Annotated in this window: 12 protein-coding genes and 1 other RNA gene; 2 read left to right on the top strand and 11 right to left on the bottom strand. The window is 48.4% G+C overall.

From position 1 onward, the window contains the following. Window positions 1-183 precede the first annotated feature (183 nt). From ABF87_RS14145 to ABF87_RS14175, 7 genes are all read right to left on the bottom strand, one after another. On the bottom strand, window positions 184-903 hold the full coding sequence (locus ABF87_RS14145; RefSeq protein ID WP_160829766.1) for a DUF2971 domain-containing protein: 720 nt from the start codon (window positions 901-903) through the stop codon (window positions 184-186). Then, window positions 900-2,072 (bottom strand): class I SAM-dependent methyltransferase, encoded by a 1,173-nt coding sequence (locus ABF87_RS14150; protein ID WP_160829767.1) that lies wholly within the window; start codon window positions 2,070-2,072, stop codon window positions 900-902. Before ABF87_RS14150 ends, ABF87_RS14145 begins: the two co-directional genes overlap by 4 nt. A 149-nt stretch (window positions 2,073-2,221) precedes the next feature. Next, entirely contained in the window at window positions 2,222-3,637 is a 1,416-nt protein-coding gene (thrC, locus tag ABF87_RS14155; protein ID WP_160829777.1) for a threonine synthase, read from the bottom strand. Window positions 3,638-3,724: 87 nt separating this feature from the next. Continuing rightward, on the bottom strand, window positions 3,725-5,038 hold the full coding sequence (locus tag ABF87_RS14160) for a homoserine dehydrogenase (protein WP_160829768.1): 1,314 nt from the start codon (window positions 5,036-5,038) through the stop codon (window positions 3,725-3,727). Window positions 5,039-5,131: 93 nt separating this feature from the next. Beyond that, window positions 5,132-6,358, bottom strand: coding sequence for a pyridoxal phosphate-dependent aminotransferase (locus tag ABF87_RS14165; protein WP_160829769.1), 1,227 nt, complete (start codon window positions 6,356-6,358; stop codon window positions 5,132-5,134). A 564-nt stretch (window positions 6,359-6,922) separates the two neighbouring features. Further along, a complete protein-coding gene (locus ABF87_RS14170) occupies window positions 6,923-8,392 on the bottom strand; it encodes an endo alpha-1,4 polygalactosaminidase (RefSeq protein ID WP_160829770.1) in 1,470 nt (489 codons plus the stop codon). A 263-nt stretch (window positions 8,393-8,655) separates the two neighbouring features. Continuing rightward, the gene (locus tag ABF87_RS14175; RefSeq protein WP_345789924.1) at window positions 8,656-11,166 is read right to left on the bottom strand and encodes an ATP-binding protein; all 2,511 of its coding nucleotides are present in this window, start codon (window positions 11,164-11,166) and stop codon (window positions 8,656-8,658) included. Between the two features lie 354 nt (window positions 11,167-11,520). Here ABF87_RS14175 and ABF87_RS14180 point away from each other — a divergent pair, with 354 nt between their 5' ends. After that, window positions 11,521-12,228: a LamG domain-containing protein gene (locus ABF87_RS14180; protein WP_160829771.1), complete on the top strand. Its 708-nt coding sequence runs from the start codon at window positions 11,521-11,523 to the stop codon at window positions 12,226-12,228. A gap of 114 nt (window positions 12,229-12,342) precedes the next feature. Here the strand turns inward: ABF87_RS14180 and ABF87_RS14185 are convergent, their stop codons facing one another. The 4 genes from ABF87_RS14185 to ABF87_RS14705 all read right to left on the bottom strand — a co-directional run bounded on the left by ABF87_RS14185 (window position 12,343) and on the right by ABF87_RS14705 (window position 14,960). Beyond that, window positions 12,343-12,666 (bottom strand): YbaB/EbfC family nucleoid-associated protein, encoded by a 324-nt coding sequence (locus ABF87_RS14185; protein ID WP_160829772.1) that lies wholly within the window; start codon window positions 12,664-12,666, stop codon window positions 12,343-12,345. 14 nt (window positions 12,667-12,680) lie between these two features. Then, window positions 12,681-14,276 carry a DNA polymerase III subunit gamma/tau gene (gene dnaX / locus ABF87_RS14190; protein WP_160829773.1) on the bottom strand — a complete coding sequence of 532 codons (1,596 nt, stop codon included), beginning with the start codon at window positions 14,274-14,276 and terminating at the stop codon, window positions 12,681-12,683. Between the two features lie 78 nt (window positions 14,277-14,354). Further along, an RNA gene (gene ffs / locus ABF87_RS14195) (signal recognition particle sRNA small type) lies at window positions 14,355-14,453 on the bottom strand. 333 nt (window positions 14,454-14,786) lie between these two features. Next, window positions 14,787-14,960 carry a hypothetical protein gene (locus ABF87_RS14705; RefSeq protein WP_164503252.1) on the bottom strand — a complete coding sequence of 58 codons (174 nt, stop codon included), beginning with the start codon at window positions 14,958-14,960 and terminating at the stop codon, window positions 14,787-14,789. A 479-nt stretch (window positions 14,961-15,439) separates the two neighbouring features. Between ABF87_RS14705 and ABF87_RS14200 the strand changes: the two genes are divergently transcribed. After that, window positions 15,440-16,990 carry an HDOD domain-containing protein gene (locus ABF87_RS14200; RefSeq protein ID WP_160829774.1) on the top strand — a complete coding sequence of 517 codons (1,551 nt, stop codon included), beginning with the start codon at window positions 15,440-15,442 and terminating at the stop codon, window positions 16,988-16,990. Window positions 16,991-17,067 lie beyond the last annotated feature (77 nt).

Genomic DNA, 17,067 nt, shown 5'->3' on the forward strand with positions numbered 1-17,067 from the left:
CTGAACACCCCGATTCAACCCTGAGAATCCAGCTTGATTTTTGGGGTTGAAGCGTTCTACTCCAGAGCATCAACTCCATAAACCCGCACGATACTCTAATTCACTGTATGTGATCTTGCAGCGATGACATCCTGAATCAGAGAACTGTTTAACAAAACATCAGAATTTCCATAAATTGAACGGTCAAACGCGAAAGCAGCATGCAGTGAAAGAGCGTTCCCCGCTCACCGGATAGGATTCTCTAGCAACGATTTGAAACGATGATCTTTCCAGCCGGGTATCCTGAACCTGCAAAGTATCGACCGCCAGCAATTCACTCGCGATATCGGCCGGGCTCAAATCACATCGCGCGCCGCGAATCAAACCGACCAGTCTCAATGCATCCACGCCATACGGTTCCAGACGCAACGATTCGAAATATACTTTCTTGCCTTTCGAATCGATCTGACAGAAATGATCGCTCAAGCGGCACATCATTCGTATCTCTTTCTCATAGTTCCAGCTTGAGAATTTTGTCGATATTAATTGATTCAACTCGAATCCTTGAAAACTGCCGCGCTGGATAGCAGCATCGACATCCAATGTAAAGCGTTCGGGTTGATAACTGATACGAATCGCCGTGTCATCGGGAATTTCAAAAACCAAAGCAACTCCACGATGATGATCGGCATAATGACTCCACAATACCGGATCATCATAGCGTTCAGAAAAACAAACGATGCCATACTGCTCGTTCACCTCATTTTTGAATTCTTCCAGCTTGATTTGGGTATTGTTATCCGTACAATCCGCTGCAAAAAATTCAAATGGATCATTCAATTCATTGAGACGGGCAATTTTCAATCGGCGATCACGCAGCGCTCGCAATCCAAATTCAGCAGCTAAAAAATGGTAAACGATCATGAGCCGGTATATTGCAGAACATACACATCCTGCGATTGTGCGATCTGAAACAGTGTATTGTGCTGAGGATCATTGCCGTTTGGAAAATAACCTCTGATTTCGAAGCCCGTAAACAAATCACGAACAAAATCATGGCGATGAAAACTGCGGTAACGGTTTCCTCCTTCCACGCTGGCTTGCCCTTCTTCGACATAGCCAGCACGCATGAAAACATGAAAATGTTCGTCCTTTTGATCAAAGGTATTTCGCACATATAGTTCGCCGTGCAGCGTCACCAGCAAATATCCCCCTCTGCGCAGAATGCGTTTGAACTCCTGAATCCAGAGTTTTTGCGTCTCCAGTGACAGATGAGTAAAGACTGAAATCAAATAGATCATGTCGAATTGCTGATCGGGGTAAGGCAAAGGCGGATTCAAGCTGCTCATGCGGCAATCGATAGCTTGTGATACGTGCTGTTGCGCCCACTCGATCAATTGCGGATTCAAGTCGCAGCCGTGGAGTTGAATGTGCGGCTTGATAATGTGCCAGCCGACCAGCAAACGTCCTGAACCGCAACCAAAATCGAGTAAATATCTTATCTGATCGACATCGATGCCGGATTTTTGTAAATACGATTGCATCGTCAGCACAGCGGGAATGATGCCATTCTGATACTCGTCGGTTTGCGTATGTCCTTGCGTCAGGAACACCAATTCTGCGCTGGGTACCGGAATTTCCTGCAATTGCCGTTGGTACTCGGTTAGCTTGGACGCAAGCTGCCGCACGCTGTCGATATCGTAAATCAAGAAAGGTACGCGTGTGCCATCGGCGTAGATTACATCGAGGTGAATGTTATGGATGTCGCGCGATGGCACCGGCAATTTGAAATGAAAGCCGCAGGTCTGTGCGGCAGGAATGAAAGGTACGTGTATACCGATATCCGGACGCGGCATGTTGACCGGAAAATTTCCGACAACAGCTTCATCTGCTGTCACTGCCAGTTCAGTGATGACTTTCTCGCCAAAATAAAAAACCCAGCCGGTCATCCAATTTTCACCGTGGAGATCGAATAAGTGATATTTTGGCGATTCCAACCGATAAACCAACGGCGAGAAAGATCCCGTAAATATCTTTTCGGGAACATTTTTAGCGGAGAAAAGGGATTTAAATCGGTTGATCAAAGATGCCATGGACATTGATTCTTGGATTGAGAATTTCGAAGTAATTGATTGGTAGAGAATCAGAGATCTGTGTCGGAGAATTGATTCAGAAAACGTCCGAAAGCCACAGGTATCGTTTAAGACTCAATACTACAGATTTGCTTGATTCGCCTGCCCCATTAACCGGCGTTGCATTGCTCATCAATATACATTTTGACCGCCTCAGCATCCGCATCCTTGACCACGAAACGCTGCGGCAGATCTTCCAGATGCTCGAAACCTGCCGGGCGCTCGGGTTCACGGCCGATGGCCTCCTGTATGCTTTCAGCGAATTTCACCGGCAAGGCGGTTTCGAGGCAAATCAACGGAACACCTGTTTCACGATGCGCCTGACCGACCTTGAGGCCATCGGCGGTGTGTGTATCCACCAGCACATGATAGCGCTGATGGAGGTCTCGAATGGTGGCGATGCGCGCGGCGTGATTGCTGCTGCCTGAGATGAAGCCATAATCCTGGATTTTGGTGAATAGCGGCGTTTTAGATAAATCGAAAGCATTGCCTTGGTCGACTCCTGACCAAAGTTTCTTCACCTGCTGCGCATTCCGACCAGTCAGGTCGAAAATAAAGCGCTCGAAATTGGACGCTTTCGAGATATCCATCGACGGACTGCTAGTATGCCGAGTCTCGGCAGTAGTGCGCGGACGATACACGCCGGTGCGGAAGAATTCATCCAGCACATCATTTTCATTGGTCGCGAGAATCAGATGCTTGATCGGCAATCCCATCATACGCGCAACATGACCGGCGCAGATATTGCCAAAATTGCCGGATGGCACAGCAAACGACACCTGTTCATCGTTGCTTCTGGTTGCCGCGAAATAGCCTTTGAAGTAATACACCACCTGCGCGACGATACGTGCCCAGTTGATCGAATTAACGGTACCGATGCGATACGCTTGCTTGAAAGCATGATCGTTGCTGACCGCCTTGACGATATCCTGGCAATCGTCGAACACGCCGCGAATGGCGATGTTGAAAATATTCTTGTCCTGCAGCGAAAACATTTGCGCGGTCTGAAAACGGCTCATCTTGCCCAGCGGCGACAGCATGAACACGCGGATACCGCGCTTGCCGCGCATGGCGTATTCCGCGCTGGAGCCGGTATCACCCGAAGTCGCGCCGAGTATGTTCAATTCATCGCCGGTTTTGTCCAGTTGATATTGGAATAGATTACCCAGCAACTGCATCGCAATATCCTTGAATGCCAAAGTCGGGCCGTTCGACAATCCCAGGATATGCAATCCAGGTTCCAATGTTTTCAGCGGCGTGATGTCCGGCGAGCCGAATACTTCGGCAGTGTAGGTCTGATTGATGATATGGCGCAGATCGTCTGCCGGAATGTCATCGATGAAGCGCGATAGGATTTCGAATGCCAGTGCAGGATAGCTCAATGCCCGCCAAGCGGTAAGCTCCGCAGCAGTGATTTTGGGATAAACTTCCGGTATCGCCAATCCGCCGTCTGGCGACAAGCCGCTCAGCAGGATTTCCGAAAACGGTTTGGGCGGCATGCCGCCACGGGTAGAAATATAGCGCATGGTGGGTTTCAGTAAATTGTCAAACAACGCAAGATCGGGTCTGCGGCAAACGCCTTCTCCGCAATCGGCGCTGCTATGATCCGTCATTTAGTTATTCAGTTCCTCGATGCGCAGCCGAAAGACTTCTCCAGCCACAACCGGCAATGCTTCGATGCGAGCAATGGCCGCATTGATATTTTTCTCGACCGTCTTATGCGTCAGCATAATGATACTGACTTGCTCGGACTCATCGCTCGCTTCCTTCTGAATCATGGCACTGATGGAAATAGCACAATCCGCGACAATGCGCGTAATGTCCGCCATCACACCGGGTTGGTCAACGACTTGCAGACGCAGATAATACGACGTTTCCACCTCCTCCATCGGTATAACCGGCGTATCCGACAGCAGATCCGGTTGAAACGACAAAGTCGGCACACGATGCATCGGGTCGGCAGTCTGCATGCGCGTGACATCGACCAAATCAGCAATGACCGCACTGGCGGTGGGCTCTGCCCCGGCACCGGCGCCATAATATAACGTTGCCCCAACGGCATCGCCCTTGACGACAACTGCATTCATTACGCCTTCGACATTGGCAATCAGGCGCCGCACCGGAATCAGCGTCGGATGCACGCGCAGTTCGATGCCTTTTTCAACGCGTTTCGTGATGCCCAGCAATTTGATGCGGTAACCAAGCTCTTCGGCATAGCGAATATCTTCACCGGTCAGTTTGGTGATGCCTTCGGTATACACTTTGCTGAACTGCACCGGAATGCCAAAGGCGATTGCCGACATCAGTGTGATCTTGTGCGCCGCATCGATGCCTTCAATATCGTAGGTGGGATCGGCTTCGGCATAACCCAGTTTTTGCGCTTGTTGCAGCACTTCGGCGAACGATAGACCCTTTTCTCGCATCTCGGACAAAATAAAGTTTGCTGTGCCGTTGATGATGCCAGCGATCCAGGTGATGCGATTCGCGGTCAATCCTTCCCGTAGCGCCTTGATGATCGGAATACCGCCAGCCACCGCCGCTTCGAACGCAACGATTGCACCTTTGGCGCGCGCCACCGCAAAAATTTCGGTGCCATGATTGGCCAGCAACGCTTTGTTCGCAGTAACCACATGCTTGCCGTGCGCAATCGCTTCAAGGATCAGATCCTTGGCGATCGTTTGACCGCCGATCAACTCGACTACGATGTCGATATCAGGGTGAGTCGTAATGTCGTGCGCGTTGTCGGTGACGATGACGCCTGGATCAGCCAATTTCCGCGCCTTGTCCAGATCCTTGTCGGCGATCATCGTGATGACGATATCGCGGCCGGCGCGGCGCGCGATTTCCTCATGATTGCGTTTCAGAACAGTGTATGTGCCACCGCCAACGGTGCCAATGCCAATTAAGCCGATATGAATGGGTTTCATAATATTCAATAAAAGAATGGACGGGACAAGCTACCGGATTATAGGAGCCGGGACAGAATAAATAAATAGAGAAGTCCAGAGCCGACGTTGCGATCAAGTGCCATGGCGTTTACGGTAGCGCTGAAGAAAGTGACCAATGCGCCCGATGGCTTCGGTCAGATCATCGACATTCGGCAGAAATACGACACGAAAGTGATCCGGATGTTTCCAGTTGAAACCGCTGCCTTGCACCAGCAGCACCTTTTCTTCGAGCAGCAGATCCAGCACAAATTTCTGGTCATTCTCGATCGGATAAATCTCCGGATCCAGGCGAGGAAACAGATATAACGCGGATTGCGGTTTGAAGCAGCTCACGCCCGGAATATCCGTCAGTAGCTTCCACGCGACGTCGCGCTGACGCATCAGCCGACCGGTTGGCAGCGTCAGATCATAAATACTCTGGTAACCGCCGAGAGCGGTTTGGATGCCAAACTGCGATGGCACATTGGCGCACAACCGCATCGATGCCAGCATGTTCAGGCCAGCAATATAATCGCGCGCGTGAACTTTTTCGCCGGATACCACCGCCCAGCCCGAGCGGAAACCGGCGGCACGATAATTTTTGGATAGACCGTTGAACGTGATGAACAGCACATCATCCGCCAATGATGCAATCGACGTATGAGTGGCATGCTCGTATAAGATTTTGTCGTAAATCTCATCGGCATAGATGATCAATTGGTGCTGGCGCGCAATTTCGATCAGTTCCAGCAATGTTTCCTGCGGATATAATGCGCCGGTTGGATTATTCGGGTTGATGATCACGATTGCACGCGTCCGCGGCGTGATACTGGCGCGGATATGATCCAGATCGGGCAACCAGCCAGTGGTTTCATCACAGATGTAATGCCGGGCTTTACCTCCTGATAGCACCACCGCCGCAGTCCACAACGGATAATCGGGCATCGGAATCAGCACCTCATCGCCATTATCCAGCAATGCCTGCATGGTCAGCACGACCAGCTCGGACACGCCATTGCCGATGAAGATATCGTCCAACTGCACATTCTTGATCTGCTTTTCCTGCGTGTAGTGCATGATCGCCTTGCGCGCCGCGAACAACCCTTTGGAATCGCAATACCCTGATGCATCCGATAAATTACGGATGACATCCTGCAGGATCTCTTCCGGCACATCGAAACCGAATGTCGCCGGATTGCCGATATTCAGCTTGATGATGTGGTGGCCCTCTTCCTCCATTTGCTTGGCGCGTTCCATCACCGGACCGCGAATGTCATAACACACATTGTTCAGCTTGCTGGATTTCAGGATTGGACGCATGTTCACAGAATCATTAGAAATGAGTGTTTAGATAAACTTCGCAAACAGAGTGAAACCGTCGAGGCGCTCTGCAAAGTAACGCATTATATACGTAATCTCGTTGATTTCGTTATCAAGCATACAGGGAAAACCAGCGTATTTTGCCTGATAAATTTCTGAACGAGGTATCAAACAGGTTTTTTTAGAGCTTTCGTCGGCATTACTGAATATCGCAGCATATCTGAATGACTACTCGCAGTCATAACGAATGCTTCAATACATTGAGACAAGAAATCTCCAATCAACAATCACTTAAACGATCAGGTTGGGGATGAACGGAGAGATAAGTCGGCATTTTCATGTCAGCGACTCAGCGATTGATGATCAATTAAAATGAAATTACCGACAGATCGAAAAACTCATCAGTAACTATATAGTTTCATTTTTAATACGTAATCAATAGCACTTTACAGTGCAACCACCGGTTTACTTATCTTCACCGGTGGTTGACTGTATCCTACCTCCCTTTAGGAAAACGCAGGGAAACTCTGAAAATTTTGGCCTTTCGAAAGCTTCCCGAGATCATTAATTGCACGACACCCGATACGAGTTCAGGTCAACTTTTTTATACAGCGTGGAAAATTGAAGGCTATTTGCTCGGGCGCAGACATTATTGCTTGCGCTATAAGCCTTATATTCAACCTCGAAAACAGGCTTACCGGCTTCGATGAACATGTCGTAGCCGTATTGCCCATCGGTATTCGGATCGGTTCTCGTGCACTCTTTGTATGCAAAGCACTCCTCCACGACAGCGAAGTCAACATAATTCAACACGGCTGGTATCTGCTCCACGTTGGATTTGAGCGCCATCGTCAAGCCCAGATCATGAGCCGAATTCGCCAAGTAAACGATGAATGCAACTTCATCCTCAAACGTGATGTTCAGCCCCGTTTTGTTGGCAGTTTGCCAGCCATCGACATTGTCGAATTCAATGGCATCAAAACCTTTATCCTTGCACATCTGCATTTTTCTCTTGAGCCATGGATCCACCTTCGAGATTTGACGAACATCGATCCAGCGTTCATCGGCGAAACCGGAATAAGGATTGCCGAGAACCTGGGGATTGAGATCTTCCGAATCAGCGCGCCAATTTTCCAAAGTACCCGCCGTGATGTAACAGGTCACATTGCGATTGGCGACAGAAGTACCGGGTAGATTCTTGAGCTGATCAACGATGGATGCATCGTTGGCATATCCATCGATGTCATACATATCCGCTACAATCGCTGTATTGATCGCAGTCTGACCGTTATCGGGATTCAATTGCCATTGCCACGTCGCGCCGACGGATGGATGATAACAAGCCGAGCCATCAGCTTTCACGCAGGGAACAGGAGCAGGCAGCGGAACCACCGTCCAGGTATGGCTGGCCACCTGCGTTCCATAACTGTTGGTCGCGGTCACTTTCATTGTATGACTGCCTGGTGCAATATTGCCATAGGTTATCTTGTTGCTGGCTGGACATACCGTAGCTGCTCTGTTATCCAATTGACAGGTCAGAGATACGCCCGTGCCTGTGGGTTGAAACTGAAAAATGGTTTTGCTGCTGTACGATCCGTTTTCTGGCAATCCATTGATAAACTCAACGAGCGGTGCTGCTGAGCTTGGATAGGCTGCCACGACATCTGTCAGCGCAGCAGTCGCATTTTTTTTACCGCTGGGATTGGTCGCGGTGACGATCACCTTGATCCGTTTGCCGGCGGTACCTGCAACCAGCAGCAATGTTGGCCGAGGCCCATTGGGAAGCAAGCCGGGCGCAGCCGCACAGTTGGTGCCGGTCGCTGAACAAATTTGATATTTATAAGCAAACGTCATGGGGCGGTCTCCGTTCCATGTTCCCGGATTGACCGTGATCGTCGAGCCAACTTTGAGCGTGCCGCTCACCGTAGGTAGTTGGGTGTTAGTTGGCACTACGGCTGATGCAACATTGGCGAGACTTGCGGTGAGCAACAAGCCGGCCAGTTTAACCAGTATTTTTAAAAAATCATTTCTCATAGATAATTGCTCCGTTCTATTTTTATATGGGGCGGTGGGATAGGAATCGCTCTCTTCTGCAGAACGGCATTCATTACCGTGCTGAAAGATAGGCAAATTTCAGCAAAGATTGTAGGACTGCGATATGGGCAAGTAAATAAGCCGTTGTTTAAATTTACATAGGTATTTACTTAGGCGGCGTTAAAAGGCCGCGCAATAGTTTTCAGAACGTTCCGGCTATTTTCAATCAGTGGAAGTTTCGGTCAGGGAATGCTATTGCACCGTCATTTTTCCGAGCGTGACGGTAACCGCCGGTGCTCTGTTTTGGGATGCTGCATCACTTGGCATGCACGCCGGAAAACCAGCAATGTTCTCTGGACGCTTCCCAGCACGGTATCCGAAGGATAACCCGCGATCCGCCCCGTATCCTGAATTCCCACCGGCAACCCGGTCAGCAATTCCAATCCCTGCAGAACGTGTTCCATTGTGTAAATCGCGAACAAGCCTTTCTCGACTGCTTCGATGATGTGATAGCCCAGCATCAGATGCCGCCGGTTTGCATACGGAATCAGAACGCCCTGCTGACCTGTCAGACCGATCATCTCGCATAGCCTGAAGTAACCTTCGATCTTGTCATTGATTCCGCCAATCGGCAGCACGTCGCCATGCTGATTCAATGCACCCGTTACTGCAATACCTTGATGCAGCGGTATTTCCGCCAATGATGACATGAGTGCATAAAACTCTGCGCAGGATGCCGAATCACCTTCGATACCGTTATATTCCTGCTCGAAAACGATCGAGGCACTGAATGTCAGCGGCGCCAAATGGGTAAACAAACCGGACAAATAATTCTGTAATATCAGCACGCCTTTATCATGCAGCGGGCCGGTCATATCCACTTCACGAGCAATATTCAGCAATCCATCTTCACCTGCAAAAGCTCGCGCTGTCACCCGCACCGGCGTACCGAAACAATGATCACCGAGGTCGATCTGCGTCAATGCGTTGATCTGCCCCACCTGCTCTCCTTGCACAGCAATCGCAATTTCGCCTTCGATAATCGCCTCCTGCAGGCTGGCATCGGGATAATTATGGCGGAACAGCCGCGCTTGCATAGCTGCTTCGATATCGATCACCTCCACCACGTTGCCCCGGCGTGCCGTACAAAGCGCCGCACTCTCAAACACCAGCATTTCAGTGCGCCCAAAAATTGCACTCTGGCGCTGTTGATCCTCGATTTCCCGATGAGATTCTTCCAGCAGGCGTGCAACGGCTCGTGAGGAAAAATGCGGAAGTCCTGAGGCATTGCATATCTGCGCCACCAATACCGCAGACGCGTGATAGGTTGCTGCGCTAGCCAGGAAACTTTCGGCAAAATCCACCTTGACGCGGAATCGCCGCATGAATTCGGGATCAATCTCCTGCAGATCATAATAGGCTTCGCGCGATCCGATCAGAATGATTTTAACGTTCACTTCGATAGCTTCCGGTTCAAGCGCGATCGGAACGGGCAAAGTCAATGCCGAACCGGATTCTTCGATTTGTATCCGCTTACTGCGTAAAAATCGATGCAATTTTTCCCAAAGCTGATGGTCGGTCAACACATCATCCAGGTGCAGCATCAGGAAACCGCCATGCGCCTTGAGCAAACTGCCGGCCCGTATGCGCATGAAATCGGTTTTCGTCTTGCCGTTTTCCAATTGATAATCGATAGCGCCAAATAACGCGCTTATTGACGGATTGTCTTCAATGATGACCGGCGCTCCCTGCAATTCAGCGTTATCGACCACAAGATTGATTTGATACCGCGCCAGAACCTGATCCAGATCCGATCTACGCTTGGCGTCATCGCTGGCGTTGACATCGAACACAACCAGATTACCGAGAAGATCAGATTCGATCTGGTCAAAAAAATCGTTCAACCGGGGATTGTGCTTGGATCCCTTGTGCAATCCTTGCTGAATCTTCTTCAAGGCAGTATTCAGCAAAGGTTGTACGATACGACGCTGCAATACCGTCACGGCGCTGTTTTTTTCTTTGTCGATCTGTTTCAGGGTTTCGAAATACTGAATGATCGCTTCGTGCAATTGCTGTTCCGCGAGTTGTTCCTCGATGCGCCGGCTCTTGGGCAGTTTTAGCACATTTTCCTCGGTGACGATCTCGCCTTTCTCGTCAAGCAGCGTAAATACGATTTGCTCATTTTCACGACGCAGCGAAAAATGCAGCGATTCAGCCATCTTTACCAGTTTGGCATAGGCTTTCCCAGCTTCAGTATTGAATTTCTTCTCGATGCGAGCGCTTTTGAGCTTAAAATCCTGTCCAGTCAAGCAGCGCGCAATCTCATCGGGAAGCGATTTGACCAGTTGCGATAAGGATTGCCGCAACCGGCGACCCAGTCCGGCTGGCACATGCAATACCAGCGGTTGCTCGGGAGCAGCAAAATTGTGCAGATAACACACATCGGGCGGAACCGACCGATCAGCCGCCACAGCCGCCATAACTTGCTGCAATAACGATGAGCGGCCCGAGCCTGCTTCTCCCAATACAAACAAATGATAATCCGGTTGCAACATATTCAGACCGAAACGTGCCGCCACTTCCGCTCGTTCCTGACCGATCCAAGACAGTGACTGATGTGACAACTCCGAAGTATCTGAAAATCCGAATGATTGCGAGTCAATGACGCGGCGTAATTGTGAGGGAAGTAAAGGTAAAGTCGGCATATTCGAAGCAGGGATAAATTGCGGGTATTGTACCGATTTAGATGCCTCCAGGTAATTAATGATTGTCATGCAAAACTCCAGTCGCTAGAGAAGATCGAGAAACTTCCACGCGCGTTGAACGCAATTTCGCCTTGCGCGATTGGCGCGTACCCCTTTTCGGAGTTTCCCCAGATGTTGATAAAACATCGCCGGCAAATGCTATGCTAGCCATCAAACAGCTAAGCGGTTTAATTGATGTAATTTTTCAAGCCATCAATTATTTTGTCGCTGTTCAAAGAACGGTCGTGGGTGAGAACAAGTGCTTATCGATAGGCGATACTGATTTCCTTACTCAATGATCACTTTTCAACCTTAGCCGCCCTATTGCTCAATAGTCAGTCGATCTGAGATCAATGCGGTGCCCTTTTTCCAAAGGATTTTATTATGTTACGAAAACTTCTTGCATTCACTATGGTGTTCATGCCCCTCATGGCGCAAGCCGCCGAGTCACTGATTCTGGAATACAAATTCACTACCGACAGCGGAAAGTCAGTCATGGATTCCAGCGGCAATAACTTGGACGGCACGGTCATGGGAAGTGGCGCCAATCACTTTGGCGCAGGCTTTTCTGGTCGAGGGCTCAAATTAAATGGTATAAATAATCATGTCCTAGTGCCGGACAATCCGATTTTCGATTTACATCGCTATACATTGATGGCTTGGATTAAATTCAAACCGAATCAATGGGATCGGGAAGAAGTCATGGAGAAAGCCGGCGCATTCTGGATGAATATCCGCCAGGACACGCGGCGCGTGAGAGTAGGCGGCTTTTATGGTGGTTGCGCCAATGACATGTATTATTTCAAATTCGATAGCACCAAACCCGTGCCCGTGGATACCTGGACCCATGTGGCTACCAGCTACGACGGCACTACCTTGAGAATTTTCATCAATGGCGTATTGGCCGGCAAATCAGCGGTGCCTGTGCCCGGCCCCGTTTGCGTCAACATCGAGCCTTTGTCGATCGGATCCAAGCATCGCACTATTTCCCCTCCTGAAGACGCCGCATTTTTCTTAGGAAACATGGATTCCGTAAGAATTTTTGAGGGTGTATTGCCACCTGCTCGCATCAAGCAAGAAATGCAGAAATAGAGAGATATAATTAAAAAGTGAGGATGTAAAATTGAAAATGATCAGCGATTCGCTCAACATTTTTGAGCGAATCGCTGATCATCGAATTTCCTCTGCGGTAGTTTAAAAGCTTCCTCAGAACGGTAATTTGAATCCGGCGGGTAATCCCAATCCGCTGGTCAATTCCGCCATCTTCTCCTGTGTGGTGGTTTCAACGCGTCGAACAGCATCATTAAAAGCTGCAGCGACAAGATCTTCGAGCATTTCCTTATCATCCGTCACCAGACTCTGATCGATGCTGACTCGTTTGACATCGTGCCGGCAGGTCATCACGACCTTCACCATGCCGGCGCCGGCCTGGCCTTCAACTTCAATGGTGGCAAGTTTTTCCTGCATCTGGCGCATGTTTTCCTGCACCATTTGCGCCTGTTTCATCATGTTTCCAATGTTACCTCTCACGTCACTGTCTCCTTTTATTTTTGAATCGGTTTTATTGAAGAAACGATCAATTTCGCATCAAACTGTTCAATCAATTCCTGCACAATGGGGTCTTTCTCAATCGTTGCAATGGCCTGGGCCTGTTTCTCGGTTTCTTCGCGTTGTTTCAACACCGCCGGGGTCATCCCGGTAATACTGCCGACTGAAAAGCTAATTGTGATGGGCTTACCGAAATAAGCTTGCATTGCAGTCTGAATTTTATCCTGGTATTTCTTTTCCAAAAGGTGCTTATGCACGTCCGGTATACACAATTCGATTTGATCCACTGAAACTGCCTTGGCTTCACTATATTGCGCCAGCATCTTGGCCATCCCCGTCAATTTCAATTGCTGCACCAGTTCCGGCCAATTGAAATTCGACAATGCGCCGGCTGAGCCTTGGGGCAGTTGATCGATGACAGGCTGAGAATGACGAATCGCTGACGCATCAGGCGATTGAGTCTTCGGTGCCGCTGTGGACGCGGCTTGATGATTCTCAGAAAAGTCATCCGGCATAAACGCCAGCATGCGCAGCAAAGTCATCGTGAAACCGGCATATTCATCAGGCGCCAAACTGAGATCGCTACGTCCGTGCAATGCAATCTGATAAAACAATTGCACATCTTCGGGTGGCAATCTCTGCGCCAGTGCGAGGATACGCGCTGAATCCAGCGTATCCTCGCTGATTGCCTCAGGCACAGCCTGCGCCAGCGCAAGCCGGTGCAGCAGAGCGGCCAATTCCTGCAAGACAGTGTCGAAGGACAAGCATTGCGCCTCCATTTCACCCGCCAAGGACAGCAGCGTCAGTCCATCCTTTTGTGCCAGCGCCTCGAGCATATCGAACAGATAGCCTTGATCGATGATGCCCAGCATGTCTCTTACACCGGCTTCGTCAATTTTACCTTCACCGAAAGCAATTGCCTGATCCAATAAGCTCAATGCATCCCGCATGCTGCCCTGCGCAGCGCGCGCGATGAATTGGATCGAAGGAATATCATTAGGAATACTTTCTTTCGACAATACCTGCTGAAGATGATGAGCAATTTGCACCGGAGGAATCTGTTTCAGATTGAATTGCAGGCATCGCGATAAAACGGTGATGGGGATTTTTTGTGGGTCCGTGGTGGCCAAAATAAATTTGACGTGCTCGGGTGGTTCTTCCAAAGTTTTCAACATCGCATTGAAAGCCGATTTGGAAAGCATATGCACTTCATCGATGATATAAATTTTAAAGCGTGCGCAAGTCGGTGCATACAATGCATTTTCGAGCAGCTCGCGCATGTTGTCGACTTGAGTGTTGGATGCGGCGTCCAATTCGATAAGATCAATGAAACTGCCGGAGTCGATCTGCACGCAGGCTTGGCAAGTCCCGCATGGCGCTGAGGTGATACCTGCCTCACAATTGAGTGATTTGGCCAGAATTCGCGCAATGGTCGTCTTGCCTACGCCGCGTGTGCCGGTAAACAGATAAGCATGATGCAACCTATTTTGTTCAAGCGCATTTCCCAGCGCTCTCACCACATGTTCTTGCCCAGTCAATTCTGAGAAATTTTTGGGACGCCATTTACGTGCAAGAACTTGTGTTTGCGACACGGTGTTGGGATTGAGTTAGAAAAGATAATTCAGAACAGACTTATCAAATCAAATTTTATTAATGATAGCTATCAGATAGGAGGCGAGCCAAACCCCCGGCACTCGCAATAAACGGCTGTGGCTGCTTCCTTCCGGACCTGACCAGATTCACCATCTTGCAATGCGGGGAGGCCCGCCATGAAAACTTTTTAAAAAGTGCCGGAAGTATACCAGCAGACGATCAATTACTCCAATGCAGCGGGTAAAAATGGAGCATATCAAGAATCTTCCAAACTGATTAGTACACTCGGTAGCCGCACAAATCCGATAAACAGGTGCTCTTAGATGATAGAAATGATGGAACAATGGCATAGCTGCTTGACGCAGCATTCATAAAAGATGCACTGACTGATGATTGAGCTTATAAAAAACTACGGCCCTGAACAGGGCCGTAGAGTAAGCAAGTTTTTTTCATATGTCTGACTCATTTTAATTAATCACACTGCTGAGCAGATATATGCGATCTTGAAATTATTGATTTGTTTGACCTGCTGCTTCTTTTTTATTTTTTTCAAGTTCGGCATCAGACAATTGACTTTCTCTTTCTTTGTAGAGGCTTGGTGGATATTGACCCGGTTTTCCTTCACCTTTGCATGCGGTCAACATAATGGCAAGTAATGCAGCAGCTAAAATTGAATATTTCATTAATAATCTCCTTATTAACAATATCAAATGTTGTGGGCATCCTAAGATGTCACCTTAACATCTCGTCAGCTTAACCCATATAGGTCATTCGCATTTTTGTCTCAAATTAAGCTTAATTTCAGAAAAAATACTTTCAGGAAGCTAATGGCGATTCATTATTAGCCTTCTGTAAATGACGAAATACAAGTTTTATTATAGTTATGAATAAGCAAAGAACGCTTATCCTTTTTAAGGATAGCACTAAAAAAACGAGTTTGGAATTTAAAATGTAAGCAAAAAGAAAAAAAGCAAGCCTTTTATGAACCTAATTGCATATTTTTTATAAGAAAATGAATACCATGCACAGATCAGGGTATATTTTGGCAGTTCATATCGATCTTTAACCTGCGTGATTGCTGAAGAAAAGTAGCTCTATGCCGATAGATGATGTCAATTGATTGATTACAAGCAAGACCTGTGAATCTACCTAACTAGCATCCATGAATACTCAAGTTAATCCCAGAAATGACACGATTGCATCTGCCGATCAGGAAAGTCTATCCGTCAAGGATAAAATCATCGAAATGATCTGCACCAATCCGGATTTGCCTACTTTGGGCGCATCCATATCTAATATCGTGCAGCTATCTTCCGCAGAAGAAGATTCTGCCGATCAACTTACCAGCATGATACTGGCGGATGTCGCCCTCACGCAGAAAATCATACGGCTGGCAAACTCCGTTACATTCCGCGGCGCGTCGAATCAAGTTGTCACCAACATTTCCAGAGCGATACAATTATTAGGATTGGACACGATAAAATCCTGTGCATTGGCGATGATTCTGGTGGATGGCATGCCAGGAAAACAGACTCAATATGTCAAAAAGGAATTAAAATTTGCGTTGACTGCCAGCTTGGCAGCTCGCCAGATGGCGAAGCGCAGCGCTTTTCCCAATGCTGAAGAGGTCGCCATCGCAGCATTATTCAAAAATATGGGTCGTCTGTTAGTAGCCGCCTTTGACCATACCCTTTACAAAGAAACGATGGATCTCGTCAAGCAGCGCACACACACCCAAACACAAGCCTCATTGAAAGTCATCGGTTGCAGTTTCGATGACCTGACAGAGTTCGCGCTGCAAACCTGGCATATCCCCGAATTCATCATCAGTGCAATGAAATTGATCACTGCCAAGCGTTTAACCCCGCCGAAGAACCGCCAGGAATGGATGCGGCAAGTCACCGAATTCAGCGAAATATCTGCGCAATTGATTTGCCATTCCGAAGAATCATCAGAAAGCGAGTTGAACGAACTCATCCTTCAGCGATTTGGCAGTTCTTTGAACATTGATGAAGCAAAATTTGCGGAACTGATCGCGCAGATCACTGAAGAAGCCAGCGCTGTCAGCAATCAAATCAACTTGCAGTTATCTGCTGCTTCTTCATCGACCACCTCCGCTGAATCGGATTCAATCAATCGTCATGGCACGACTGAGGAGTCATCGGCATCGACACCGCATCATGCCAGCGGAAAACCTCATGATGCAGCCGATCAATTGAATTCCGGCGTCAATACCATCACCACAATGACGGCCAGTAAACAGTACAAGATCAATGAACTCATTCTGTTGGTACTCAAAACCCTGCATAGCAGCCTGGGGTTCAGTTTCGGAACCTTCTGCCTGAAAGATGCGGCGAATAGCCAATACCGAGCGCGTTTCTCATTGGGTGATTACAGTGAAGAACATCAACGGCAATTCATTTTTTCTGAGTCTTCACCCGACATTTTCAGTTTATCCATCAAAAAAAATGTCGACTTATCCATTGCTGATTCCCGCGATGACAAAGTACAACATATGCTACCGTCGTGGCATCGAACACTGTTCACACACACCCGCAGCTTCATCATTCTCCCGTTGGTGGTAAATGACAAGCCCATCGGAATTTATTATCTCGATCGCGCACAACCCGCGCCGGAAGGTATATCTTCGGAAGAAATGAAAATCATCAAGACACTCAAAAACAAAGTACTAACTGCGTTATTAGCCCACTAATCGGCAATTAATTGATCTTTTCCGGTCATTGTGCCATTCAAAGATTTTCATCACTGTGACCTGTCTGGAAATTTCCT

The organism is Nitrosomonas sp. JL21 (assembly GCF_009833095.1).
GTDB lineage: Bacteria > Pseudomonadota > Gammaproteobacteria > Burkholderiales > Nitrosomonadaceae > Nitrosomonas.